The organism is Streptomyces sp. NPDC050448 (assembly GCF_040655295.1).
Taxonomy (GTDB): domain Bacteria; phylum Actinomycetota; class Actinomycetes; order Streptomycetales; family Streptomycetaceae; genus Streptomyces.
Genome location: NZ_JBFAJR010000012.1, coordinates 78958 through 103645 on the forward strand (window position 1 = coordinate 78958; position 24688 = coordinate 103645).

Sequence of the window (24688 nt, forward strand, 5' to 3'; positions counted from 1 at the left end):
CCTCGCGAGAGCAGTCATGCAGTGGCGCAGGGACCCTTCGCGACGCGCCCTCTTGAAGGAATGCGAGAAGCTGCTTGCCGATCTGCCTGTGCCCACTCCCTTCAGTGTCGAGGCGCTGGTCCGGAACATGGAGCATGCACTGAAGCGTCAGATTCGGCTGGTGCCTTTTGACGACCCGGATGGAGGGCTGGGCACAGCCTGCGGCCTTCGAGTCAGGACGCCGGAGTTCACGGTCGTGCTCTACCGGCGCCGATCCAGCCGGAACCAGACCGAGCACATCATCCTTCATGAGCTGGCGCACGAGTGGCTGGACCACGGGAGCACCCTGACCGATGAAGAGGTCGAGCGATACGTCCCTGAGCACATCCGGGAGGAAGTCCTTCGTCGATTCCCCTTGGCTCTGGTCCAAGGCCGCGTGAACTACGACAGCCCGGAGGAGCAGCAGGCCGAGTTGTCGGCGTCCCTGATCAAGCGGTTGGCCCGCCGCCAGCCGTTGGCCGGCGACGACATGGTCAGCCTCTTGGAGTCCTCGCTCTCCCACCCGGTTGCTCCGCCGCGGCGTGGCTCCAAGAACGAATAACGGACGGCATGCTCGACTTCTTCAGGTACCTGACCGCGGCAGTGATGACCCTCATAGCCGTCTGGCGATTCCCCGCCGTCCGGTACGGTGACGCGCACCGCCGAGCCCTCTGGGGCGGCTACGCCGGATTCTCCGTGGCCTTGTGGCTCTACACACCAGCAGCGATGCAGGCCGTGGACCGCATCCCCGTGATCGATCTGAGCGCTCTCCTGAGGCACTTCGCCAGCACCGCCGCCATCATCGCGTCCTTGACGTACGTTGCGACCAGCTACGGCAAGAGCTCCGAGGCCGTGGTGCCCCGACACGTCACGGTGTCGCGCTGGATCGCCCGTGCCTCCTACCCGGTGGGCGCAATCGGCGTGACCCTGCTCACTATTCTCTTTTTCACCGTTGTGGACCGGCAGCGGCAAAGTGAAGACTTTCTCAGCGATCATGCAGGGGAATTGGGCGCCGCTGCGTATATGAGTGTCTTCTATTTCTTCCCGCTCGTCACAGCCGCCGTCTGCGGCTACCAGTGGTCGCGGGGAGCCCGAGAAGCCGAGACGATCAGTATGCGAATCGGTCTCAGGCTCATGGGAATCTCGATGTGGATGGGGCTCCTCCACACGACGGCCCGAATCGTCATCGTGTGGACGGCGGTATTTTTCCCGCTGAGTCATTCCACAGTGGAGATACTCATTGATCTCACGGCGATGTGGATGAACCTGCTCTTCCTGATCGTGGCTGTAGGCGCGAGCATCCCCACCACCAGCGTGGTTGCTGCTCGCTGGAAGACATGGAAGACCCTCTACCGGCTTCACCCGCTCTGGTTCGACCTGGTGAAGGCTTTCCCCGGAACGAGTCTCTACCCGCCCGGGTCGCGCCTGGCCGAGCTGATCCACATGCGGGTCCCCAGCGATGTCCGCCTGGACCGATGGACCCAGGACGTCGCTGATGCCTGCGAGAAGCTCCGGTACTACGCCCCGGAGACGCTCCTGTGGGCTGCTGAGGAGACAGCCGCGTCGCACCCCGACCCCGATCCGGGCGCCGAGGCGTACTGGATTGCCGCGGCGCTCCGTGCCGCTGCCTCCACAAAGGCCAACCAGTACGCGACAGGCCCGCTCCAGGAGAAACCTTTCGTCGACACGAACAGCGAGGCAGCTTGGCTCGTCCGAGTGAGCAAGGCTTACGTGGTCATCACCCCGGAAGACGCTCAAGAGCTTCTGCAGCAGTCTGCGGAGCTGAGTCTTGAACCGGATGCGTAAAACGTTGCAGCCCGAACATGCTATTCGAGTTTCAGGTACTGCTCCTTGCGGCTGAAGAAGTCGACTCAATTGGGAGGTCGCGTGAAATAGGAAACAGCCCCCAGGTGCTATTGCCGCCCTTCAGGTTCGGGCGGGGCCGCCGGTCCCGCAAAGAGGTGGCTGGTACCGTGGGCCAGACAGTGGGTGGCATCGTTTTCCGCCCTGTAAATACCGCCGACCCTGGAAAGCGAAGCGCAGGCGCTGTCGCCGCCACGCGTATGCCGGGGCCGGAACGCTGTCCAGTACGGGCGGCGCCCAGATTCTCAGCACTGGAGTTCCTGCATGTCTCAGCACACCGGCCTCGTCCTCGACTTCGGAGGCGTGCTCACCACACCGCTCCTGCCCGTGGTGCTCGCCTTCGAGCAGCGTGAGGGGCTTCCCCAGGGTGCATGCATCTCGGCCCTGTACCAGGACGAAGAGGGCGTCCGGATCACCAGCGACCTCGAGCGTGGAGCGGTCAGCCAGACCGAGTGGAACGAGTTTGCCGGCAAGAAGCTGGGCGTCTCTCCCGACAACTTGATGGGCAGGATCTTCGGAGGCCTGCGTCCGGAGCCGCTGCTGATCAACGCGGCCGCCGCGGCGCGGCGAGCGGGGATCAAGGTGGGCATCCTGTCCAACTCGGTGGGCCTCGCGCCCTGGGACCTCTACGACGGCTACGACCTCGACAAGCTGTACGACGTCGTGGTGATCTCCGAGCACCACCAGCTGCGCAAGCCCGACCCCGCGCTCTTCGAGATCACGCTCAAGCTCATGGAGATGCCTGCCGAGCAGTGCGTCTTCGTGGACGACACCGAGGCGTACGTCCAGGCGGCGGAGCAGCTCGGTTTCGCGGGGGTGCACAACAAGGACCCCAAGCAGACGGTGGCCGACCTGTCGAACCTGCTGGGCGTGGACCTCACCGCCGCGCCGTAGCCGGTCCCCGGGCAGGCGCCCGGTCCAGCCGTCCCCGGCCGTTGGCCACCTCACTGCGAGGTGGTCAACGGCCGGGGATCTGCGTTGTGCGCTGCGGCTCGGGACCCTGGTCGTACGCGTCAGGACCATGGGGCCACATCCGGTACACGGACGGTGCCGTTCCGCCCCCGGACGAAGCCCGGCCGTCGGCTACCACGACACGCCGCATGGGCGTGCCCGAAGCTGCAGCTCAGCCGCGAAGGGCGTCAGGCTGAGGGCGGGAAGCGGCCGGCTCTGCCATGGCCAGGGGCGGACGGCTCGGCGGCGCTGTTGAGGCGTGGCGCCGGCGTCACTGCTCGCTCTGCTCGCCCGGCAGCTTGTTCTTCAACTCTCCGACGACTTCGTTGATCTTGGCCATCATGCCGGCCGACAGCCCCGCCTGGTTGCCGCGGGCGGCGAGGCCGAGGATCTGGCCTTGGTGAATCGACCCGAGGAAGCGGATGGCTTCGAGGAATTCACCGGCCGCAGGGCTCAACTCGGCGTCGTCCTGGAAGAGGGCGATGTCGACCTGGAGAGCATGAGCCAGGCCGGCACGTACTGCGTCCGAGGCAGTCGTTGGGGCGCCCGAACGAAGCGTGGCGATATCATCGGCAGTCATGTGCGTCGTGCCGCTGTGCTCGTTGACGGCTTGCGCGATCTGCTCGTTGGACGGAGGCGTCTGGCCTGCGTACCCGTGCTCCAGAAGATAGTTGATCTTCTCGCCGACCGTGCGAGGTGCAGATGGACGAGCTTCCCTCAGCGGCCGCACCCTGCGGAGCCCGAACGAGACATCCTGCGCGGCCAGTAGCTCTTCCGTCGTCACCCCGTAGGCGTGCGAGAGAGGTCCCACGTAGGCATCCTGGAGCCGACGCCTGCCGGACTCCGCGTTGCTCAGTGGCACGCGACTGGCGTTGATGGCCTCGGAGGCCTGCGCCACGCTGAGGCCGGCGTCGCAGCGAAGCAACTGCAGGTCCACGGCGCCGTCGTAGGGGAAGAGGGCGTCAAGTTCCTGACCAAGTGCCGATGCGATCCCTGGGAGTTTCTCCCCCTTGGGGAACTCCTCGCCGCTTTCCCATCGCGCCACGGTCGGGCCGCGGACACCTACTCTCGCGCCCAACTCCTTCTGGCTGAGCTCCTTGCCCCGTCTGACAGCTCGCACTCGGCTGCCGTCGAATTGACGTGGCACATGAACTCCTGCGACTTGGCGGTCTAGACCTCGGGTGGCGACGAGAGAACCCTAACGGAAACCGGCTTGATCGATCCATGCATCTACCGTACGTTTCTGTATCGCGCTTGACGGTGGGGCTCTGCTCGCGCATCGATCTTATGCCCTGATTAGTCCATCGCTCAACTACCCGCCCTGTTCAAGGCGGGTCCACCGGACCAGGTCATGCAACGGCCTAGGAACCTGGAAGGATCCCACCGATGATCCAGTCTCACTCAGAGTTGTCCAACTCTGGCGAGTTCAAAGGTTTCAACGAAGCCCGGCGCATCATGTGGTGCTATGAGGCTCGTGCCCGCGTGTGCGAGCGGTTCGAGGAGACGAGCTTCATCGGTGATGCCAACGTTGCAGCGGTCCACGTCGACAACACCACCAGGGCGGACCGCGTGTTCCTCGTGGCATTCGACGAGGCCGGCCGGCAGGTCGGCGTTGACACGCTCTACGTCGACGGGCCGAATCAACACCTCGACATCGCTTCCGAGTTCGACCACGACTTCACTGGGATGGACGTCGTGCCGGACTCGCAGCTTGACCAGGCCATCTCTCGCGAGAACGGCTGGGTCGTCAACCTGAAGGTACTGCGCGAGTACGAGCCCTCGGTCGATCGTCGGGCCACGCAGCGTGCGGTGTTCTTGGTGCATCTGCAGGACATGATGAAGAACGGTGAGGTCCGCGGATTCCTGTTTGGCCAAGGTGAGTCCGATGAGGCTGATGCGGCGTGAGGGGCCACGATCTTGTACGTCAGGCGACCCCGCCGGCCAGGCTGCCGGCGGGGTCGCCTGATCTCTGACGCTGTTACGGCGCTGCATCCTCGCAACGAGGGGGGATCGGCACAGCTGATCCGGGTGTCGAACCCAGGTCGAGTGCGGGCATGCCGTGGACCGGCTCATGCCGGTCCCGGGTGACGTCGGTCCCGGGTGACGCCTGGCGGTGAGCCCCGCGAGGTCACGCAGTTCATCTTCGACACAGTCGCCTTCCAGGAGTGGAACCCGTGATGCCGCCCTGACGGCCTCGTGGCGTCAGGGCGTCGATTCAGGCTCGGTACGTGACGGTGTTGCCCTGTCGCGTCGTCACGCCCGTGGGACGAGCCGCGAGGCCCACGCGTGGATGAGATCCGAATTCTGGATCTTGTTCGCCTCGACCAGAATGCCGATCGGAACCCCCGTCCTCCTTGAGATCTCGGCGAGCGTATCGCCTGGCACGATGGTGCGCGGCTTCGTCTTCGGCGCGGGCTCGGCGGGTGCGCCCGATCCGTTGGGCTCGTCCTCGTCCTCGTCCTCGTCCTCGCCGCCGCGACCGGGCTTCGAAGTCGGACTCGCCCCGCTCTCGTCCTGCTTCCCCGTGCCGGCCTCGCTCGGCTGCTGGGCGCTGCTGCCTCCGGCGTTCTGTTCGTCGGGGTTGCCCGGTGCCTCGGCCGGGGCGTGATTGCCATGCAGTGCCTGGGTGAAGCCGCCGTCGGAAGTCGCGAGCTGTGTCAGGCCCCAGCCGGCGAGGAGCGCCGCTCCGCCCGCCATGAGGCCGGCCGCGATGAGCGGCCCGTTGCCGAAGCCCATCGGGCCGGCGTGACTCCGGGCAGTTGCTCTCGTCTGTGCCGTCGGCTTCGACGCCGTCCCCTCTGGCCTCTGAACCGTAGCCGCCATCCCTGCCCCAACTCCTCTATGAATAGCATGCAGAGTCATCCGCGTCTGACATTGGCATTCTACTCATAGTCGAATCCAAGTCGATGCAATAAGGGATGGAATGGTAGTTGAAACCCTGCCCGAGAGGTCGTCGGCCGCACAGCACCGCGACGATCATTCACGCCGAGGTCCGGTTCGCGATCCGAACACCTTCTGCTCTGGCCGATCTGAGCAGGATGACCGCGGGTTCAGCGTCCGAACTGCGACCTGGGGCCGGCTGGGTCAACCCCGGGGGAGTGGGCTATCGATGCTCTGCTCCTGATGCGCACCGTGCGGGACTGGAGCGCGGGCTCCTCCTTCTCTTGCCTGGCCCGCCTCTCGGAGATGGAGTGAGCCATCATTCGACGTCCATGTCGACTCGGCGATGACCCTCGTATACGAGTCGACAGCAAGTCAATCTCGACTGACTATACTGAAGGTATGACTCGCAACGACAATGCTCACGGCGGCAGCAGTCCCGGCGCCGAGCTCCCGAAGTTCTCTGTCAATGTCGTCCCGACAGACCAGCTCAGGCACGAGGAACTCGCCACGGTCCTGAACCTCTATCGCCGCGGCCAGATCACGCCGCTGATCTTCGGAGACGGCAACAAGCCCGAGGCCGCGATCATCCCCTTTGCCGCGTTCGTGCGCCTCATGAAGTACGACCACGCGGCCCACGTCCATGCTGAGGCTGATTTCCAGGCCGAGCTCTCCCATCGCATCCAGGAGTCCGACGCCTCCAGCGAGGCGGGCATGACCATCGAAGAGCTGGCCGAGAGCCTCGGCCCGCTCGGTCAGCAGTGGGCGGATGGCCATCGTGCTGCCCAGCAGAAGAAGCGTCATGAGTGAGCGTCGGCCTGTCATCCGCATCCTGCCGACCGCCGGTCTCAAGCAGGACCTCCAGACTCTCCACGACGCTGCGCTGAAGCAACCTCAAGGACCAGAGGGCCGGCTCCTGCGCGTGGCTCTCAACCAGCTGGGCCTGATCCAGCAAGGCGCGCCGGGCACGCACCCGCTGGGGTACATGCCCAGTTATCCCGATCTCTCCGATTGTGAGACCACGTACGTCGGCGCAGATCCGAATGCAAAGCCCTCGCACCGGATCGTCTGGCGGGAGCGCGCGCCCCAGCGCCCGGGCGAGCCCGTTATCCGCGAGATCATCGCCCTGGGTGAACGCGCGAACGGGCAGGCCTACTACATGGCCGGCCAGCGTCTGGGCCGCCCTGTGGGCTTCACTCTCGCCGAGCTGGCCGCGCAGCGCGAGCCGATTGCGAGTCCCTCGCGACCCAGGCAGCGCTTGACCGGCAGTTTCGACACGCCATCCATGAACGAGCCTGACCACCAGTTCGAGTGACCTGTACCTGGCCGTGGCCGGCGTGCTCATCGTCCCGGTCGGCGCGCTCGTGCTGATCTTCGCCATCGCCGACGGCTGAGCCCCGCGGCCGAACTCATCTCATCCATAAAGAAAATCCCCGTGATGCCTGCAGGCATCACGGGGATTTTCCTTTCTGCCGGCTCCTCGCTTTCTACGACGCGGGCCGCAGCTCACGACCCTCAATGACGTTTTCGAACTTGCCGGCATCCCCGATCGTCCCGTAGGTCTCCGGTGGGGCGTCGTCCTCATTGCCCCCCAGTCGGCGGTTGAAGCTGCTCGATGCGGAGAACTTGAGAACCACGTAGTCATCGACGTTGCTCTTGCCGAAGCGCACCTTGTGACCCTTGTGGTCCTGCCGGTAGAAGCGGCCGAAGCTCGTGAGTACGACCGCCTCTCCGCAGCTGACCGCCCCAGTGAGTTCACCAAGCAACGACTCGTATACCTTGTTCACCACTCGGATGGGCAACTTGCTGCGAGTCGCGACCCGCGAGATGAACTCGCGCTTATTGACACGCGGTGTCTTCGTCGTTTCCATGTCTACACTCTGTCCTATCGCCGTTCGTGAAACGGTTCCAATTGGAAGCCAGTCTATCGGAGATGGTCATGAGTGGAGAAGGGGAGTTGGGTGTATCAAGTGCAGTCGCTATGCCTATCGTTGCCCATTTGACTAGATTTCCAGATCTGGCTCGATCCCCTCCCGGTCGCCCCTGGGCTCATAGTCGACCGACTCGATGATGCTCCGCGTGCTCGGATCGCGTCGCTGGTTCACGACCTTGTCGTGCGACTCCTCGAACCGCTGCTGCGCCGCCACGCGGTGGGCCGCATCGAGCTTCGCGCCGATGTTGCGCTCTCCGAACTCCATCATCGAACTCAGTGCCGACGTCGCGCCCTGCCGGATCGCGCTGACGTGCGGCTTGTTCTGCGCCCGCTGCTGCTCCCATCGGCTCCGATCCTCCGGTGTGACGTAGCCGAACATCCGCGCGAAGCGCGATCCGAACCTGACCTGCTGACCCTCGCTCTGTTCCTGGCTCATGCCCCCTCCTCCTGCTCCTTGTTCGTGTTCTCGGATCGCGCTCAGGTGGGCTGGAAGTGCTCGGAGTCGGCCTCAGCGTTCGGGCCGTTGTTCTGCGCGCCGGCCTCCTGCTCGGCCGACGGACCCGTAGGGCGCGACCGCGGCTTGAGTCGCTGCTCCTCGAAGAAGGCCCCGGGGTCGTCGACCGCCGTCTGCAGTGTCTGCTGCCAGTTCTCTCCGAGGCTCCGCTTCAGCTGAGCCCCAAGATCCGGGTACTTCTCGTTCACTGCCTCCATCGCGTCGACGTAGGCGTTGGAGTAGACCCGCTGCTGCTCCTCGGGTGGCAGACCGTCGATGTCCATGCTCGCGATCATCACCTCGGACTGGTCCAGGCGGTGCTGGAGCATGTCGGGCAGCCCGCTGGTGTCCAGACCCTGTTTCCGCGCCGCGAAGCCGACCAGGTAGCCGAGCATGTTGCCCCCGTAGGCCTCTTGGTCGCCGCGGCCCAGCGCGTCGAGAAGCGAGGTCTTCATCGTCTCGGCGAGCTGAACCTGGTGGGCGTCCGCGTCCATGGGTCGGCGCAGTGTGAACATCCCGTCCTCGGGCAGACGCCGGCCCAGCTGGTCGTCGAACTCCCCGCTCCAAACCGTGTGGACCCGGTCGGAGCCCGCGATCCGCTCCTCGTGCGCAGGGGCCTTGACGATCCGTCCGTGGGCCACGCCGTTGAACATCGTGCGCAGCTCGGGCTCGTACTCCATCCGCTCGCCGATGATCTTTCGGGCGCGCTGGACGACCTCCCGGCGCTCCAGGCCGTCTTCGCTCATCTGCTCGTGCAGCCGCTTGCGCAGCGCCTGGTAGCCATCGCGGATCAGGCCGACGTCCGCGCCCGGCTCACGCATCTTCCAGAAGGCGTTCTCCATGAGCGCGACCTCGGTCATGGCTGCCGAGTCCGGAGTGAACATCTCCCGGTGGCCGCGCTCACGATGCTGCATGGCGTCGAAGCGCTTGCGCCACTTCTTCGACAGGTGGTCACGCGGATCCGTGCTGCCGATCAGGCGCTCGCGCCGGGCGTCGCTCGGCAGGTCCTTGAAGATCCTCTGCCGGTGCGTGATGCCGCTCTCGGCAAAGGCCACCATGCCACGGGCCCTGGTGTCGATGCGCTCCTGGATCTTGTCCTTGAGGGGTTGGAGGTAGCTGTCCATCTCCTTCTTGAAATCCGGGGCGAGCATCCGCATCGTCATCACCATGCCGACCGCTTGGATGATCGAGTTGGCATTCACTCCGCGCGAGAGCGGCTTGAGACACGACTGCATCATCATCTGCATGTAGACGTGGTGCATGACGCCGAGATCCTGCGTCCGCTCCTCGTCGTTGAAGCCGGGCACCAACAGCTTCGAGTCCCGCAGCGAGGCCATGTACTTTTCGCAGGCCAGCCGCGTCTCCGCCCTGAGTTTGAGTAGCTGCTCGCGCTGATCCAGGCCCTCGCTCTCGTCCTCGGCCCGGTCGACGTCGATCCCGTGCACGCGCTCACGGTCGGCCATCCGCTTCCGGGTCTTCTCACCGAAGAACTCGCGGGCACGGTCCCGGAGCCGCTCACGCCAGGCGCGCGCACCGTCTGTGTCCTGCGGCCCCGGATCGTCGATCACCTCGGCGTCGATCGGCTCGTCCGAGCGCGAGTCCCAGTGGGCATAGGTGTTGCCTCGTGGCTCACCGGTCCGAAGCCGATCGTCGCCGACCGGAAGCACCTTGATCGCGCGCCGGCGGCCCGCGGGTCCTGTTGCCAGTTCCTTGTGCTGTGCCATCTCAGTACCCCATCCCGTAGTCGCCGTCGTTGACCTCGGGCTGATCGATCTCGATGCTCGGCGTGTAGACCGGGCGCCTCGCGCCCACGGCCACGCCATGCGCGGAGCGGCGATGCGAGCCGCGGGTGCCGGACCCCGCCGCCTCTTGAGAGATCACGTCGCGCTTGACCACCGAGTCATCGACAGAGATCACGGCGTGGTCCAGGCTGCGCGTCTTGGTGGAGCCCAGCTGATCGAGCTGCCAGGACGTCTGCACCCGAGCCTTCAGAGTCGCCGAGGACGCGAACTGCTCGTTCTTCTCGCCGTCGTAGACGCTCTCGCGGTTCTCGGCCGCCTCGACCAGATCGGCGAACGCGCCGCCGTAGGCCATCCGGTCCATCACGGTGCCCCGCAGCGACACGTCTTCTTCCAAGTTGCGGATGCGCCCGGTCGTCGGGTCCTCCAGCGCACTGGCCACGCGGGCCACATACTCCGGGTTGACCGTGACTCCGAAGCCCTCCTTGGACTCGTAGAACTCGATGAACTGCTTCTGCCACTCCTCGGCCGTAGCCTGGACGGGCTCACCGTCCATGAATGCCGTGTGCCACTGGCCCGGGCCGACATGTTCGATGCTGCGGCCCCTCCAGAGATCGCGGCCGGGGCCCTGGAGCATCGCGTACTTGTGCCGGGCCTCGGCAGCGTCGTGCTTCGCCTGCAGGATCGACTGGGTCACTGGGTAGGTGACCTCCAGGACGGCCTTGAGGTCCTCGCCGCGCAGCGCGCGCACGGCGCGCTGGCTGAACCTGCCACCCAAGCCGGTGCCGTGGGACTTGATCGCCGTGGCGAACATCGAGGCTTCCTGGTCGGATTGGGTGATGCCGGGCGTGCCCTGTGCATCGCCCAGGTTCCGGGCGTAGTCGGTGAGCTTCTTCTCGCTCCCCTTGGCGCCGGTCTTGACACAGACCTCGCGCACGCTCTGCAGGTGTGCCTCGCGATCCGAGAACGTCAGTGCCGCACCGAACTCGCCACGCTGCGCCTGGCGGTACAGCCCGCTCAGCTCCTCCGTCACGATCCGCTGGGCGAGCTTGATGTCCTCCGGCGAATCCGAGCCCGTGATTGCCTGCAGCCGGAGCCGGTTCGCCTCGCTCCGCGAACTCTCCAACTCATCAGCCAGTCCGGCGTCCTTGGAGAGCGCGACCTGGGTGTCCAGCGACACCTGCATGGCCAGCGGGTGTGAACCGTCGCCCCTGACCACTCCGGTGTCCACCAGGTTGGCCGGCACCGAGAGCTTTGCCAGGGCCTCAGCCTTGGCTGCCTCGCTGTGCAGCTTCACCACGGCGACGGCATCACCGTCGAAATCGCCGTCAAAGCAAGCGTCCATTACCGGGTTGATCGCGGCGCCGGTGAGCCGGTCGTCGATCGCGACCCGCATGTAGCGCACACCGGCGTCACGGAGCACCGGGTCACGCCACACCAGCGCGTGGTCGCCCTCGGCAAGCCCCAACTTCTCGGCCTTGACCGAGCTGAGCGCAACCTGGTCGACGTCCAGCCGTGGGTCTGCGGTCCACACCATCGTCGCCGAGTCGGTGAGCCGTGAGGTCATCAGCCCGGTCTTGAAGATGTTGCTCTTGCCCGTCAGCACTCGGTTCTGGACGTCGGTCGTGATCGCTTCGAAGGCGCGCTGAGCGTGTGAGACCGATTCGCTCATGCTGCGACGCACCTCGGCGCGCTTCTCGGCGGACAGACCCTGGCCGTCCAGCTGCTCGGCCATGTAGCGGTAGCGGCAGGCCTGCACGAAGACGTCCTGGTAGCTGCGGGTGTAGTCGTGCCTGACGGAGGACCCATCCTCGAACTCCTGACCACTGCGCAGATGCGAGGACATCACCGGCAGCTTCCACGAGCTCGCGCTCACCGTCTCGGTCTGCTCACCAGTCGGATACGTGAGCGGGAACGGGATCTCCATGTCGCCGCCGCGGTCGCCGATGAGGTCGCCGAAGGACTTGCGCATCGCAATGGTATTCAGTCCCGGGAGCTGGCCCGCCTTGCGCGGCTGCGTGCGCAGCAAGTCGGGCATAGGGATGAACCGACGGTCGGTACGCTCGTCGAGGCCCTCGGCCTGGCCGATCACGCGCAGCGTGCCGTCAGCGTCCATGTCCATGCCGGTTACCAGCAGGTACTCGCGCAGGCTCGACTCGGCCCCGCTGTTGTGGCCGTAGAACTCGCGCATGATCGCCGGGCAGTCCTGAGACTGCAGCGCCCAGGCCAGCTGAGAGGAGGCCTTACGGCCCTTGCCGGCACGCACCTGCTCGTCGTCGTAGATCTTCGTCTTCTCGTCGACGGCCATATGGGTGACCACGAAGCGCATCTCGCCCAGGGCACTCGGCCGCAGTTCTCCGTCGGGCGAGCGTAGATCGGAGACGTTCCCGCTCATCAGCTCGCGCGCCGAGCCCGCGTTGCGCCGGGAGATGAGGCTGAACGGACTCATCACCACGTCCAGACCCGGGTTGGCCCGGAACCAGTTGACCTCTTCGACAACGGCCTGTTGCTGCGCGTCGTGCAGAGGCATGTCCCGGTCGACGATCAGCGAGATCACGCCCTTGTTGCCGTGCAGATCCGAGATCTTGTCGCCCACGACGAGATCGCGTTCCTGACCGCCGGCCCCGCGGATGCGGTGGCGCCCGGCGAACTCCTTCGACACCACGATCGGGTCATCAGCGGTCCAGCCGCCGAAGGTCATCAGCGCCGTCTTCGCCGGCGCGGTGACCTCAGAGGACTGCATGATCGTCGAGGCCGTCATCTGCTGACGGTCGAACGGGTCGTACCGCAGCGTCTCGAGCTCGGGGAGAGCCATGAGCGGCGCACGCTGTCCGGCCAGGCTCTCGTCGCCCGGCACGATCCGACCATCGGTGTCGACCCGGGCCTGAGTGGTCAGGTACCGCACGATGCCCTGGTTGGTCGCGCCTCCGGTCATCACCGGGTCGAAGTAGCCACTGGGCGCGGCCACGTTGTTCCGGTCCTTGCCGGTGAGCACCGCCATGTTCCGCCCGCCGGTGAGCCGCCAGGCGTCGAAGTGGTTGTCGTCAGCCGGGTCGGTTCGGTCGCGCTGGGCCCTGTACTCGGCGTAGACCGTCGAGCCGGCCTTGATCTCGTTGGAGTAGCGCACACGGCGCGCCTCGGTCTGCAGGATCGCTGCCGTCCACTCCTCCAGGTGCGCCTTGATCGCGCCGGTGGACTCGTCCAGCCGGTACGTGGTGGCGCGCTCGATGTAGTCGGTCGGGTGCTTGGTGCCATAGAGCTGTGAGTAGACCGTGTTGAGCGAGGAGGGCTCGCCGGTCTCGCTCCGCCCGGCGATGACGTCACCGGCAATCTGGTACTGGATGCGCTCGTGCATGAGCTGCTCGTAGCCGCGCAGGCGCGTGCGCTCCTCGACCGAGGTCGGAGCCTCGCCCGGAGTCTGGGCCGTGATCGTGGCCTCGTAGCCGGGCACGATCAGGGCGTTCTGCCCGCTGGCGAAGGCGGTGGTGATCTCGCCGTACTCGCCGACATCGAAGACCTGGCCGATCTCACCCGAGATCGGAATTCCCTTGCCGTCACGGCGAAGCTTCTCGCCACTCCAGCGAATGACGCCGTGCTCGTCGACCAGGATCTCGGAGACCGTCGCCGCGTTGCGCTCAATGCTCTCACGCACGGTGACCCCGATACGCCGCATGAACGCAGATTCGTGATCGGCGATCGGCACGGAACGCTCGGCGTTGAAGCGGACGAGCCGGTCCTTGAACCGGGTCGTCTGGAAGGTCGAGCCCATTATCTCGTCAGGGGAGATCTCGCAACGACGAAGCGCTGAGGCGAGGTTGTCGATGTTCGACCACTGCCCGGTGGGGCTGGTCATGTATCGCGCCACCCGCTCCGGGTTGAAGCGCTGATAGACGTACTCGCCGTCGATGTCATGGGGCTGCGCCTCCCAGGTCCCGATGAGTTCGAAGGGAACGTCCTCAGCGTGCTGTCGGACCTTGTCCACGGCGGTGCCGCCGTAGACGAGGTTGCCCAGCTCGGGCGCCTCCTCGGCCTGCAGCTCGCCGATCCCCTCCAGCCGTTCCTGGTACATCTCTTCGGTCGCACCCGGGCGCAGCAGTTCGCTGTGCGCGCCTGTGAGCACGTCCCAGTACGAGCGCTGGATCGCAGCGACCTCAGAGTCAGCCGAGTACTCCGGCGGTTCGATCGCATCCGGCTGTCCGCCGGTTCGCTCCAGCTTCGTCTCGGCACGAGCAATGAGATCCTCGACGCCAAGGGCTGCCTGCAGGTTCTGCCGAGCGCTCTCGACGGCGGTCTTCGCATAGGCCTCGGCCTGCTCAGTGTCGAGGAAAAAGGCCGGCAGTGAGCGGTTCTTCGCGTCCCGGCGCAGCATCACCTTCGAGCCGGGCCGAGGGCCGGACTCACCGGGGGCCACGTAGTCGCCGACCACGAACATCGACTCACGGTCAATGTGGTAGCTGTCGGGCACATCCACCACCATGCGGCCACGGCCGGGCTCCTGGTGTGTCGCGCCGGTCTCGCCGGCGGCGTGCCCGCGCAGATCCGTACGCTCGACGCGATGTCCCTGGGCGAAGCGCAGTAGTTGGACAGCCTCCGTCGGCGAGGGAGAGTAGACCGCCACGCCGCCGGGAACCCGGTGGTTCGTCGAGTAGCGCAGCACGGTGCCGTTGTCGTATACCCGCGCTCCCGCGTACTCCTCCTGACGTGTGTCGATGAGGCGGATCTCCATGCCGGTCCCAGCGATCTTCGCCTTGATCTGACCTGGCTCGCGGTCGCGCATCACCGCGTAGGACACGCCCTGGGCCTTCAGCTCTTCGAGCAGTGCTGCCGAGCGCGCCACGGCGCGCCGGGACATGAAGCGGTTGCGGTCGACGCGGTTCGTCTGCGGGTTCCGGCCGCCGTCGATGACCCACTCGCGCACCTGGTCGTACTCCTGCCGGCTCATCTTGTCCATCAGCGCGGTGAGTCCGGCGGCGTCGTCGTTCGTCATCGCGCGGCCTGCCTCGAAGGGCTTGCCATTGGCGTCGATGCGCCAGAGGACCATGTTTCCGTGCCGCGGATCGGCCAGGGTCTCCACCTCGCCGCCGGCCACGCGTCCGATCGTCTCGTCCGGCAGGTACAGCAGCGCGGTCCCGGCGCGCTTCACGGTCGCGCGTTCGGACCAGGCGGGGTCATAGGGGCTGATCGGCAGCCCGGCCGACTTCGGGTCGACCTGGGCACCGACACCGGTGACGCGGGTGAACTCCCGCTGCAACTGCTGATAGCGCTCGTTCTGCGGGGAATGATCACCGAACTGCGGCTCGTAGTCGGACACGTTCTCCTCGAACGCCTGGTCGATGGCGGAGAGGCAGTCCGCGATGGCCAGCCGCGGGTCGGCCAGTGCGGTGCCCCGCCGGCCGAGGATCTCGTCGACTCGGGCGCGGATCGCCTTGGCCTGGGAGATCGGAACGACCTGTCCGGCCTGCGCCCGGGCCTGCTCGACTGCCTTGTAGTAGACGTACTCGTAGAAGTACTTCCGCAGTCCGCGTGCCTTCTTCATAGTCAATCAGCTTCCTGTGGACGCTCCGGGTTGCATAGAGCCTACATCGCCTATCGAAAGAGAGTTGGATGCTATTTGAAAGGTCAGTGCCGAGGCTGTCTCTCTTGGGTGAGAGATGACCTCGGCGCTGGTTGTGATCCTTGCTCGACCCTGAGCGGCCGTCAGCTACTTCGAGTTCATCTCGATGGCCATCGCCCTGTCGAACCGGCCGTCGGCCAGCACCTCCCAGCTCGGCAGCGAGGCCAGGTACTGGTAGAAGGCCGAGTAGACCTTCACCGTCGCCAGCGACTTCAGGTCCTCCTCGGTGACGTCTTCCTCCGCGAACACCCGCGAGTCCTCGTCCTTCACGTGGCCGTTGATCCGGCGGGCGGCATTGGCGTATGCGTCCGAGCGGATCTGGCTGATGTAGGTCTGAGACCCATCGGCGCTGCGCAGTTCGCCGTCGCCGCCGACCGAGAAGTGCTCGCGATCCAGTTCCAACTCGGTCTGCGCGGACTTGTAAGCCTCGCCGATCTCGATGTCCAGGCTCTTGACCTTTGCCGAGCCGTCGGGATTGACCAGCATCTCCTTGCTGATCGTCCCCTCCGCGTAGAGCAGACGCTGCCGCTCGACGCTGACCGCCTGACTCTCGGCGACTGCGACCCCGACCTCGACGTTCTCGATGAACTGCTCCTCGTCGAACATGCTCATCCCCTCGTACTCGTCGGGGTCGACGATCACCGGAGCGTTGGGGTCCTGGCGCTTGTCGGCCGTGGTCATCGTCGTGATGACCTCCATGACCTCGTCGGCGTAGACATCCGGGTCCAGGCGCTCGATGTCGACCTCCTGGTAGCCGTAGATCTCCTTGTACTGCGCCTTCGCGTCCGCGGCTTTGACCGCCTGCCGCATGCGCTTCTCCAGCATCTTCACGAAGTCCGGCTGATTCATCCGCACGTCGAAGTCCATGGCACTGGACAGCGTCGGGATCGTCTGCAGTGAGTACGTGTGCCCCGGGTGCTTGATCGTGTTCCCCAGTAGCCGGACCGACATCGGCAGGATCGTCTGGTTGCGGTTCCAGATCGGCGCATCGCCGGCCCGGAAGACGATCGAGTTGCGCGGCGAGAGGAAGGCCATGTCGTTGTAGCTGATCAGCGGCTCTTCCCTGGTGCTCATCGTGTAGGAGACCCGGCCCTCGGTCTTGCCGCCGATGACCTTGTCGAGATCCTGGCTGATCTGCTTGCTGTCCCTGTACGACCGGTGAGTCTTGCCGCTCATCTTCTCCAGCGTCTCGATCATCGAGTCGTCCGTGGATTTCAAGAAGACGATGTTCGAGGTGTTGCCCTGCACGATCTTGTCGACGCTCTCGCCGTAGACGTCGCGCAGTTGCTGCAGGGTCTGCAGGATGAGCGTGAACTGCTGCTCCTGGCCCAGGCCGATGGAGAGCATCGTCGCGAAGCCGTCGATGCCCTTGCCCTCCGACTGCAGGTTGCCGAGCTCGTCGAGCATGAACCGCGTGCGGTAGAGCGGCTTCTGGTTCGACTTCGTCATGTACGCCTGGTCGGCGCTCACGTCGAACAGCTGTTTGACCAGGATCAGGATCAGTTTCGCGTACTTCATCAGGTGAGGCGGAGTCACCAGGAACAGCGCCTTCGGGGACTCCGAGTAGCGAGACAGTTTCTGCGTGATCGCCCGTGCCTGATACGAGACCTTCTCCGGGTTGCCGCCGCCGGAGAAGTCGAGTCGCGTGTCCGGGTAGAGCGTGTCCCCGGCCTGGAAGGACAGGATCTTCCCGTCCCGAGTGCCACCCTCACGCACCGGCTTCAGCTCACGCATCACGCCGTTCTTCACGATCTTCTTGCCCGTCACCGGCTCGACCACGTAGTGCCGGCCACTGAGCGAGACCTGGTGGGTCTTCGTGAAGCTGAAGTAGAAGGTGCGCACCAGCATCTTCGTCTGTGGGTTGACCAGCTCCAGCTTGAGCCAGGCTTCGTCGCCAGGGAACTTGCCCTTGAAGTTGTACCGGGCCCAACCTTCGCGGCCGACGATCTCCTCGTGCTCGAAGTCCTCGCCGAGGTTCTTGGTGAACATTGGGTCCGCGTAGGCCGACCACGCGGCCTGCTGACCGACGAGGTGGTCGCGCTTGACGTAGTTCGGCGCGAAGCGCACGCCGAGGCGACGCGGGAAGCTCAGGCCGGCCAGGTCGGTGTTCTGCGACGGCTTGCCCGAGGTCAGCGTCGAGATCGTGGGGTCGGTGAAGAACGACATGGCGGTGATCGCGATGCCGTACACCGAGGCGAGCATCTTCTCTGCGCCGGCCATCGAGCGCAGCGCGTTGTGGGCGTTGCCCACCATCGTGCGCATGTTGTTGCGGGGCAGCGCTTCGCTCGCGTTGAAGTACAGGCTGAGCATGTCCTGATCGGCCTTGCCTTCCCACATGAAGGCCTGGGCCGCAGCCCTCTCCTGCTCCTCGGCCAGGGCGTCCGCGTTGTTGTCGAACTCGCCGGCCTTGACCCGCTTCTCCAGTTCGGCCTCAGGGTTCTTGATCTTCTTCGAGCTCATCTGCACGAAGAGCTGGTAGCAGTTGTAGAGCGTGACCTTGCCCCAGAGGTCATCGAGCTTCTGCTCGAGCAGCGCCGGGTCCATATTCAGCACGGCTGCGGCGCTGCGCAGCTCCCGTTCCTCCTCCAGGTAGAAGTCGATGAGTCCGTAGGCCGCGCGCTTGAAGGCGTTGTTGGCGGCATTGGGCCAGACTGGGTCCTCGCCCGCGTCGAGCGGAAAGAAGATCCCGGCGATGTTCTCCACATACAGTGCGCACTTGGTGAAGTTGCCTTCACGCGCTGCGTCGGCCGCCAGCCCCAGGGGGTTGTAGATGTCGGTCTTCATGGAGTTGATCAGATTGAACTGCACCGGTTCGAACCCACGTGTGACCAGGGGAACGTAGTTCTTCACCAGCAGCTCGCCCTTGGGGTCGTTGATGACCATGTTCGAGGGCTTCTTCTCTCGCGACCACATGTCGATGACCGGCTCGATGTACGTCTGGCCCTTACCGGCTCGGGTAATGGCCAACACCATGGTGTTCACCGGCGCGGTATCGACCACGTACGCCCCGGCAGGGCGCTGGACCTCGTACGCCGGGAACGTCCAGTCCTCCTTGATCAGGGCAGCGACGGTCTTGTAGGTGTCCGATCCGAAGCCGAGTTTGTCCCGGTTCTTGCCGTCAGGGTTGTACGGGATGCGCGTTGTGTCGTACTTCAGCCGCAGGGTCTTGTCATCAGGGAGGCCGGAAGCCTCGAACAGCTCGTCGCCGAAGCCTTCGTCGATGATCGGCAGGGTCTGCGTCAGCGGACTGCCTTCGTCGTCGTCCATGACCTCGCCGGCGTAATAGGCGAGGTTCCCCTCCTCGTCGATGACGTCCTTCTTGGCGCGCTGGGCGACCTCGACGGTGCCCAGACCCTTCTGCCTGAGCATCATGTGGCTGAGCATCGAGCTGACCTGCACGCTCGAGTGAGCACCGGCGTCAGGGAACCAGTCGTAGTTCTGCTGGATCTCTTCCGGCAGAGCGATGTGCTGGTCGTTCTGGTACTGGTTGATGTCGCTCGTGGTGTTCATCAGGTTCGCCGCGGCGACCCTCCGCGAGAACCACGTGCCGATGATGAGGGCGACCATCAGACCCGAGCCGAGCGTGATGAAAAGCTTGAACCCCGAGACGTCGGCCAGCTGCTCTCCGACCGTCGTCGCGCTCTTTTTGGGCTCAGCCGGCCTGCCGGCGCTGAGCTTGTCGTCCTTCGCCGCGGTGTACCAGATGGGGACCGGAACAGCCTCAGCGCTGGGGTGACACTTCGCCTTCACGTCCGGGTTGCCGTCCTTGGTCAGGGGCCGGTAACACTTCACGACCGAGCCACCCGCACCCGTCGTGGTGTCCTGAACGTAGTACGCACTCGGCTTGCTGCTGCCGCTGCCGGACACTCCCGAGCCCAGGGACACGCCCACCGAGAGCACCGCCGTGGCGATGAGCGAGTAGAAGACCCAGGCAACGACCGTCACCAGCACTCCGGTAATCACCGCGACGACGATGCCCGGTCTGGTCGACCTGAGGGTCAGGAACTTGCTGCGGTCCAACTGCTGGTTGTCGTAGACGTCTCGGTTCGTCAGCGTCTCGCCGGGCGTCCGCGCCGAGATCTTCTCCCAGCTGCTGGCCTTCGGCCGTGCCGCCTTCCGCTTGTTCGTGGCCATCATGCTTCCCTACTCTCGAGCCTCGCTCATTTCGCTGTCCCGCTGTCCCGCTGTCCAGTGCGCCCGGCTGCGCAGACGACGACGGCGCATGGGGAACGCGCCCCATGCGCCGTCAGACCACCCCGTCGGTCATGACCGGATCGCTCAACGGATCAAGACCACCCCGACGATGAAGCCGGCCACACCCATCAGGAGCGAGAGCGTGACGATCATGACGACGAGGATCTTGTTCGAGCGGCTCTGTATCTCGGAAGCCCGCGCCAGCTCGTTGGCGTAGGACTCCTTGTCGGCCTGCATCTCCGTCAGGCGTGCTTCGTACCGCCTGGCCACTGAATCCTCGACCGTCGACAGCTGATTGAGCAGGTCGGTGACCCGCGTCACCTGGGAGTTGGTCTTCTCCTTCTCCAGGTTGAGGTTGTGCTGCCACTCGGCGTCCCGAGTCGTCATCTGCGTGATGGCGTCCTTGCGGTTGCGTTCGAGCTCGTCCTCCATTCGGCGGATTCGGTCGGCGTGCTCAGAGCGGACCGATTCCAGGAGGTCCTGCTGTTCCCGGCGCAGGATGCCGATCTCGTCCGTGGTCCGCTGGTGCTCGGCCAGCGCCTCGTACTGGGCGATGTCGGCCTTGCGGTTGTCGTCGACGATTCGCTGGATCTCGGACTTCCACTGGCTCAGGCGCTCTCCCTCGGCCGCCAGGTACTCCGACTGCCGCTCGGCCAGCACCTCGAATATCCGCGTCTGCCCGGTCTGCATCTTCAGCGTTGCGTCCGACCGCCGGACCCGCAGGATTTCCTGCTGGTTGTGCGTGTGGGTGTCCTCGATGTCCCGCTCGATCTCGGCGACGGAGTCAATCTGCTCGCGCTCCATCCGCGAGCGGTTGCGCTCCTTGTACTGCAGCTCCGCCGAGAGCGCCGCCTGCTGGGCCACCTTGGTGGCCTGCGCCTCATAGTCCTTGGCGATCTCCGCCCGGCGGGCTCGGATCTTTTCCTCCCTCTCTGTCTGCCGCTGCTGGTGCTCAGCCTCAGCCGCGTCCTTCAACAGCTTGTACCGGGAGCCCTCGCGGTCGGTGGCCACCGTGCGGATGACCTGCTCGGTGTGCGCCGACATGAGGTTGACGTAGAGCGCACGCAGCTCAACCTCGTGCGCGGAACGGAGCTGCATCAAGTCTGCGTTGGCCTGCCGGTTGAGCTGGGCGACCTGGTCCCCGAGCCACTCGGTCGCTCCCTCGGGCACGGCGATCTGCACGACCGGTGCGCCAATGGTGAAGGTCGCGTCGAACTCATCAAGCCGGACGTCCAAGTCCAGCTCCTCGGAGAGGAACCGGCGGGCGATGACGTCGCGTACCTGGGCCTGATCCGCCGGCAGCACAGCGTCGCCGGCCTCCTGGTGGTCGCCTTCGATGCCGGTGCCGGCGTCGGTCTCGTCGAAGCCCTCGTAGTCGGTCACCTCGTCGCGGTCGTAGTCCGGCTCTGACTCGACCGAAGCGGTGCCCACGTCGTCCCCGTCGAACACGGGTGTGTCCACCCCTTCATCGTCGTCGACGACGTCGCTGAAACGCGGCTCGTCGTCCAGGCCCTCGTCAGCCCCCTCGTCACCGGGGATTTCATCGAAGATCGCATCCCCCTCGTCCTCCCAGAGGACCGCCGGGGCGGGGCCGGCCGTCCCAGCCTCGGCGACCAGGCCGCTGTGCTCTTCCCACGCCTTCTTACCCACGGCTTCTTCGAGGCTCGTGGTGCCTGCAGCGACAAAGCGCGCCTCTGCGAAGGTCGCATCGTTCACCAAATCGACGAGCAGATCGCCGCCGGGCTTCTGCCACACGACGGCCCAGGCGTAGGTGGCACCGGTGAGCAGCGAGTACTCCTCCATGCGCGCGAGAGTCTCGTCGGTGGGGATGATGCCGAAGACCTCCTCTTCGAGCATCTCCGCCGTGGCGACCGTGCGGATCTGGTCGGAGCCGATGAGCTCGATGATCGAGCCCTTCGCCTCGTCCCGGCCGTGCCGCGTACTCAAGCCGCCGATCTCCTCGGCAGCAAGCACGAGCATCACCCAGGCCGTGCCGCTGGGAAAGACGAACGGAGTGTTCGACCGCAGCAACTCGACCGCTGCCGGGATCGCCGTCTCTCTCACCACGGAGGCCAGAAGCTCGTTGGGCTTCTTCTTCCGTTCCTTCTTCTGGCGGACCGCCGCCGCTCCCAGAATGCCCATTGATGCCGATCCCCTCGCCAAAAGAACACAGTCCGCCTGGTTTACGAGCATCCTATCGTCGGCTTGTCGGAGTAAGCAACTATAGGATGTCGAAGGGCTATCGACTCGTTAGTCGACTAGATCCCGCCGGCCTTGACCGACTCATCGCACCGCACTGACCTCGATGTAGGCATTGGAACTCAGCAGGTTCTTGTCGTCGCTGACCAAGTCGCCGACGACGTCGATGCGGATCCGTCGCTCCGAGGGGTGCTCGTTGAGGAAGGTCGCCACCGCGGTGGTGACCTCGTCGGTCAGCCTCGCCACGGCCGCACGCGCGCCGCCGGCATCGGAGTCGGTGTCACCCTTGTCCTCGATGAGGTACTGCAGCACCCTCGCATCGACGTCGACCCGCACGTTGTGCTTGATGAACACCTCCTGCACCATCTGCCGCAGCTTCTTCCGCACGATCTTCTGCTGCGTCGGCAGCGACAGCGGCTGGAAGGGTACGATCGCGTCGATGCGGCCCAGCAGCTCGGGCGGGAACCGGTTGTCGCCCGTCGTCGAGGAGATGGAGCGGCGGATCAGCTTCTCGTACTCCATGAGCTGTTTGCCCGAGCCGGTGTCGTCGGCGGCGTACTGCGAGATGCTCTTGTAGATCTCCGTGCCGGCGTTCGTCGTCAGAACGATGTACGTGTTGAGGAAGCTCACTTCGCGGTTGTTGTCGTCGTTGAGCCGGCCGTCGTCGAGCACCTGTAGCAGCACGCGCGTGACCATCGCCGAGGCCTTCTCGACCTCGTCGAAAAGCAACACGGCGTGGGAGAGGTCCCACACCCGCTTGGTGAGTTCGGAGCGGAAGGCCGCGAATGACGAGTCCTCGGCGTACTCCGTCATGTCGAAACGAATCAGGTGCCGCTGGTCATCGCCGAACAGCAGCTTCGCCAGCTGCTTGGTGAGTTCGGTTTTGCCGACACCAGTGGAGCCCGTGAACAGCAGGCTCGCCATTGGCTTTCCCTTGTCGTTGAGGTCCGCCACCGCCAGCTGTAGGCGACGTGCCACCGCGCTGGTCGCCCATTCCTGGCTGAACACCTTCTCGTCCAGCTGCTTCTTGATCTTCGCGCCGTCGACCTTGAAGGCCACGTTGACGTTCAGGGTCTCCATGAGCACGTCCGAGAGCAGGTCCCGGTCCATCGGCCGGTGCGTCAGGCGAGACCAGCCGACCATGGAGTCGAGCACGAGGATCGACTTGCGCGGTTGAGCGCTGGCCGGCATGTAGCGCTGGGTGTACTCGTAGATCTGCCGGAAGATGTGGTCGTCGTAGAACTCGTCAGCCACCCCGTATCGTTCGGCCATGCCCTGCAGAATCTTGATGGTCGTCGACTGGTCGGGCGGGTTCAGGTTGATGCGTTGCAGTCGCTCGACGAGCGGCTGGTTCGGCGAGATGTGCTTGTGGAACTCCTCGTAGGTTGTCGCCGCGATGATCCTTATGCCGCGGGTTCCCGATGCGGCGAGGACCGGCTTGATCGCCTCGACGGCGGCGTCGGAGAGCTGAGCGATCTGGTGGAACTCGTCGATGAAGAGGACCAGTTCGTGCTGCTCGTTTCTGACGAAGTCCTCGGCCTCGTCGAAGAAGCCCTTGAGAATCGCGGCCATGTTCTCGGCGGTGCCCGCCTCGGAGATCATGCGCGCTGGGTCCACTTCCAGGTAGAGGCGTTCCTTGTCCACCAGCATCGTGGCCTGGACCAGGGCCGTCTTGCCTGTGCCGGCCTCGGCCAACAGGAGCGCGTTGCACAGCTCGGGGCGGCTCAGCGAGGCCAGCAGCTGTGTCGTCTCGTGCTCGCGGCCGACGATGTCGCGCTCGGCCTTCTTCAGCGGCTCCGAGAGTTTGGACAGGAGCCGGTAGCGCTCGTTGAGCTGCACCTCTTGAAACATGCCACACAAGACCTCTCGACAGGGCTGACGATTCGACTGTAAAACCAGTCGAAACCTATCATGAGTCGCACCCAATAGGGCGCTCAATGGAGGGCTGGAAGGGTCTGTGAGAGCATTCGGAGATGGGTCTTGGATCGGAGGCGGCCGCGCGATCAGTGCTCGACGTCTCGTAGTCGTGGGTCGTGCACTCCAGGAGTCAGGCGATCGACTTGTGCGTCCGGATGCGTGCGCTCGCGCGCTGACGGTTTCGGTGGTGCGAGCTGACCGGCGGGCAGGCGCCCCCGTGTAGCCGAAAGGCCCCTGGATGTCATTCCAGGGGCCTTTCGAGGGCTTGACTCGGCCTCGACCTTGGTCTCAGTCGACCGTCGGCTGGTCGACCTCGACCTCGGCTGCCTGCTCCCGCTCGGTCTCGGGAGCCGAAGCCTGGGCCTGTGACTCCTTGGCCGCGGCCCGGGCCTTGCGGGCTGCGCGCATGGAGGCCAATTGGTTGTCCAGCGTTTTGCTGTCGACCTTGAACTCGGAGGCCTCGACGGACTTGGTGTTGACCACCAGGCCGGTGCCGCGCGTCGCGGGCATCACATTGCCCTTGAAGCCGTAGATGGTGCCGATCTCGTTGCCGTCCTTGTCCAGGATCGGCTCGGTGTTCGGCCCCGCGGCCCTGGCGATCTCCTCTATCTGACCGGTGGAGTACGGGGCGCCGTTGTTGTAGCGGACCTTGCCGTCCTCGCCCTGAACCCGATCGGACTTCAGATGCAGGTTCGTTTGCTTCGGGCCGCGCAGATCTCGAGCGTCAAGCTGGATGTCGGCGTACTGGGACTTGCCATTGCTGGTGAAGCCCTTCTTGTAGGCTATCGCGATGAGGTTGACTCCGGTCATCGCGCCCGGGCCTTTGAGAAGTGCCATGATCTCTTCCCTCCACTTGTTCCGACTGTCATCTGACAGGCGGCCGCGAT

At 65.1% G+C, this 24688-nt stretch carries 16 protein-coding genes; 6 read left to right on the top strand and 10 right to left on the bottom strand.

Going from position 1 to position 24688, the window contains the following annotated elements; genetic code table 11:
- The first annotated feature begins 16 nt into the window (after window positions 1–16).
- The 3 genes from AB0I68_RS16795 to AB0I68_RS16805 all read left to right on the top strand — a co-directional run bounded on the left by AB0I68_RS16795 (window position 17) and on the right by AB0I68_RS16805 (window position 2775).
- Window positions 17–580, top strand: coding sequence for a hypothetical protein (locus AB0I68_RS16795; RefSeq protein WP_363178043.1), 564 nt, complete (start codon window positions 17–19; stop codon window positions 578–580).
- An 8-nt stretch (window positions 581–588) separates the two neighbouring features.
- Window positions 589–1824: an MAB_1171c family putative transporter gene (locus tag AB0I68_RS16800; RefSeq protein ID WP_363178045.1), complete on the top strand. Its 1236-nt coding sequence runs from the start codon at window positions 589–591 to the stop codon at window positions 1822–1824.
- Window positions 1825–2145: 321 nt separating this feature from the next.
- The gene (locus AB0I68_RS16805; RefSeq protein ID WP_363178046.1) at window positions 2146–2775 is read left to right on the top strand and encodes an HAD-IA family hydrolase; all 630 of its coding nucleotides are present in this window, start codon (window positions 2146–2148) and stop codon (window positions 2773–2775) included.
- A 328-nt stretch (window positions 2776–3103) separates the two neighbouring features.
- Here AB0I68_RS16805 and AB0I68_RS16810 read toward each other — a convergent pair whose 3' ends face one another.
- Window positions 3104–3979, bottom strand: coding sequence for a helix-turn-helix transcriptional regulator (locus AB0I68_RS16810; protein ID WP_363178047.1), 876 nt, complete (start codon window positions 3977–3979; stop codon window positions 3104–3106).
- A 239-nt stretch (window positions 3980–4218) separates the two neighbouring features.
- Between AB0I68_RS16810 and AB0I68_RS16815 the strand changes: the two genes are divergently transcribed.
- Window positions 4219–4737, top strand: coding sequence for a hypothetical protein (locus tag AB0I68_RS16815; RefSeq protein WP_362057145.1), 519 nt, complete (start codon window positions 4219–4221; stop codon window positions 4735–4737).
- Between the two features lie 348 nt (window positions 4738–5085).
- On the opposite strand, the gene AB0I68_RS16820 is transcribed toward AB0I68_RS16815, so the two are convergent.
- Window positions 5086–5568: a LysM domain-containing protein gene (locus AB0I68_RS16820; RefSeq protein ID WP_363178048.1), complete on the bottom strand. Its 483-nt coding sequence runs from the start codon at window positions 5566–5568 to the stop codon at window positions 5086–5088.
- Window positions 5569–6114: 546 nt separating this feature from the next.
- Here AB0I68_RS16820 and AB0I68_RS16825 point away from each other — a divergent pair.
- Together AB0I68_RS16825 and AB0I68_RS16830 are read left to right on the top strand one after the other, a co-directional pair.
- Entirely contained in the window at window positions 6115–6522 is a 408-nt protein-coding gene (locus tag AB0I68_RS16825) for a hypothetical protein (protein ID WP_363178049.1), read from the top strand.
- A complete protein-coding gene (locus tag AB0I68_RS16830; protein WP_363178050.1) occupies window positions 6482–7027 on the top strand; it encodes a hypothetical protein in 546 nt (181 codons plus the stop codon). Before AB0I68_RS16825 ends, AB0I68_RS16830 begins: the two co-directional genes overlap by 41 nt.
- 172 nt (window positions 7028–7199) lie before the next feature.
- On the opposite strand, the gene AB0I68_RS16835 is transcribed toward AB0I68_RS16830, so the two are convergent.
- The 8 genes from AB0I68_RS16835 to AB0I68_RS16870 all read right to left on the bottom strand — a co-directional run bounded on the left by AB0I68_RS16835 (window position 7200) and on the right by AB0I68_RS16870 (window position 24638).
- Entirely contained in the window at window positions 7200–7583 is a 384-nt protein-coding gene (locus AB0I68_RS16835) for an HU family DNA-binding protein (RefSeq protein WP_363178051.1), read from the bottom strand.
- 132 nt (window positions 7584–7715) lie between these two features.
- A complete protein-coding gene (locus AB0I68_RS16840) occupies window positions 7716–8081 on the bottom strand; it encodes a hypothetical protein (protein ID WP_363178052.1) in 366 nt (121 codons plus the stop codon).
- Window positions 8082–8122: 41 nt separating this feature from the next.
- On the bottom strand, window positions 8123–9862 hold the full coding sequence (locus AB0I68_RS16845) for a hypothetical protein (protein ID WP_363178053.1): 1740 nt from the start codon (window positions 9860–9862) through the stop codon (window positions 8123–8125).
- 1 nt (window position 9863) lies between these two features.
- Window positions 9864–15413: a hypothetical protein gene (locus AB0I68_RS16850; RefSeq protein ID WP_363178054.1), complete on the bottom strand. Its 5550-nt coding sequence runs from the start codon at window positions 15411–15413 to the stop codon at window positions 9864–9866.
- Window positions 15414–15578: 165 nt separating this feature from the next.
- Window positions 15579–19628, bottom strand: coding sequence for a type IV secretory system conjugative DNA transfer family protein (locus AB0I68_RS16855; protein WP_363178055.1), 4050 nt, complete (start codon window positions 19626–19628; stop codon window positions 15579–15581).
- A gap of 141 nt (window positions 19629–19769) precedes the next feature.
- Window positions 19770–21878 (bottom strand): hypothetical protein, encoded by a 2109-nt coding sequence (locus AB0I68_RS16860; RefSeq protein WP_363178056.1) that lies wholly within the window; start codon window positions 21876–21878, stop codon window positions 19770–19772.
- A gap of 90 nt (window positions 21879–21968) precedes the next feature.
- Window positions 21969–23735 (bottom strand): AAA family ATPase, encoded by a 1767-nt coding sequence (locus AB0I68_RS16865; protein ID WP_363178057.1) that lies wholly within the window; start codon window positions 23733–23735, stop codon window positions 21969–21971.
- Between the two features lie 354 nt (window positions 23736–24089).
- Window positions 24090–24638, bottom strand: coding sequence for a hypothetical protein (locus AB0I68_RS16870; protein WP_363178058.1), 549 nt, complete (start codon window positions 24636–24638; stop codon window positions 24090–24092).
- Between the last annotated feature and the right edge of the window lie 50 nt (window positions 24639–24688).